The organism is Streptococcus sp. GMD1S, from assembly GCF_000296875.1.
Classification (GTDB): Bacteria; Bacillota; Bacilli; order Lactobacillales; family Streptococcaceae; genus Streptococcus.
Genome location: NZ_AJQY01000464.1, coordinates 1 through 1,612, shown reverse-complemented (window position 1 = coordinate 1,612; position 1,612 = coordinate 1). Strand labels below are relative to the sequence as shown.

4 protein-coding genes are annotated in these 1,612 nt (G+C 36.5%); all 4 read right to left on the bottom strand.

Annotation, left to right across the window (positions count from 1 at the left end; translation table 11 throughout):
- On the bottom strand, window positions 1-257 hold a 257-nt coding region (locus GMD1S_RS11310; protein ID WP_001086356.1), incomplete at its 3' end, for a DUF2812 domain-containing protein.
- Window positions 258-291: 34 nt separating this feature from the next.
- Window positions 292-867, bottom strand: coding sequence for a DUF2812 domain-containing protein (locus GMD1S_RS11305; protein WP_008283872.1), 576 nt, complete (start codon window positions 865-867; stop codon window positions 292-294).
- On the bottom strand, window positions 867-1,187 hold the full coding sequence (locus tag GMD1S_RS11300) for a PadR family transcriptional regulator (protein ID WP_000423991.1): 321 nt from the start codon (window positions 1,185-1,187) through the stop codon (window positions 867-869). The genes GMD1S_RS11305 and GMD1S_RS11300 overlap by 1 nt, the downstream gene beginning before the upstream one ends.
- Window positions 1,188-1,344: 157 nt before the next feature.
- Window positions 1,345-1,612: SHIRT domain-containing protein (locus tag GMD1S_RS11295; protein ID WP_000322436.1), on the bottom strand; the 268-nt coding region annotated here is incomplete at its 5' end.

The window sequence follows — 1,612 nt, the reverse complement described above, 5'->3', positions numbered from 1 at the left end:
AGAATTGAACAAAAACCTGTTTCTATCAATTCCCAACCGCTATTTCTAAAATCTTGTAGTTCATGCTTATACTTTTTAAGAAATCTAGAATCATAGATATGGTAGATGACATCGTCCGGTTGACAGTGGTCAAAATAGAAAAAACCAAAACGACTAGTTCTATATCTCCAACCTTTCAAGTGCATCTCATGTAAAAATTCTTCTTCCTTGTCCAAATCAACAATGGTGAAAATCCTAAATTGTACTTTGCTATTCATTGTCTTACCTCCAAATCAGAAAACATACATGGTTTTATTTTTCAGATAATTCTTTCCACTTTTGAAACAAGCTCCAAAAAATATAAGAAATCTGAACCGCAAAAACTATCAATAAAACACAATCTATTATGACAATCAAAAACATTCCCCAACTGAAAGAACTAGCTCCACTGACAAACTTTGAGAAAACCGGTAGTAGAGCTAAAAATAGAATCAAAATAGGAAGCATCCGCAGTCTTAAAATCCGTTTGATCATAGCTAACTTCCCTGTAGCGTCATTATAGATTTCAAACTCAGTATCCGATTCAATTTCAGAATGCGCTTTTCTAAAATAGGAAAAACTATTAAAGTCTGTAATATGCTCCCAGCCACAGTCTTTAAATAGTTGTAAATAGGAGGCTCTCTCTGATTTTTTCATGGGATAAAAGTCCAACTGATAAGACACCTGCTCCGGTTGGCACTTTTCAAAGGTATACTTAACTACAAACAATAAGATAGAATAGCTTACTTTCCTAAGCTTCCAGCCCTTAGCATGCATTTCTCTAAAGTATAGAGCTTCCCTCTCATAATCCGCAATTGTAAAAATTCGATAAACAATTTTCTTTTCCATCATACTTCCTCCAAACTGTTTCTATAGAGCCGTTCAATACGTTTCAATTCAATATCTAAGACTTTGCGTCCCAAGTCTGTAATCTGATAGATTTTCCGTTTTTCCTCCTCTCGGACAAAAGAAATCAAGCCATCCTTTTCCATCTTTGACAAGGTTCCATACATAGTTCCAGGACTAATCGAAACTTGCGAATCTGTCATCTCCTTGACCTTTTGCGTAATACTATAACCATGACGTTCCTTTTGCAGACAGAACAAAATATAAAAGCCCGTTTCCGTCATCGGAAGATAGACCCGACGAACCTTATCTGTTAATTCCATTTATAGGCACCTCCTATTCAGTTCGATATATCGCACTTCGTTATATAAAATATATCACAGCTCGATATAAAATGCAAGAAAAAGAGAGAACGATTTCTCGTTCTCTCTTCTTAGACTCAGGAATTAAGAATTCAATTTCTTATTTCCTAAGAGTGGCTTAGTCTTTCTTACGAAGAACAAAAGCTGCTAGACTTGCAAAGGCAAGACCGATGATTGAAAGAAGACCAGATACTGCTGAACCCGTGTTTGGTAACAAGTTCTGATTTTGACTACTTCTTTCTTCTGGTTGACTAGTATTTCCAGAATCTTTAATTGGGGCCGGAGTGAATTCCCAGGTGCCTACGAAGTGTGCGTCTGCTCCATTGATGATTTCAGATGTCTTGTCATAAGACTTGAAGCTCCATGTGCCTTCTGCTGTCTTCACT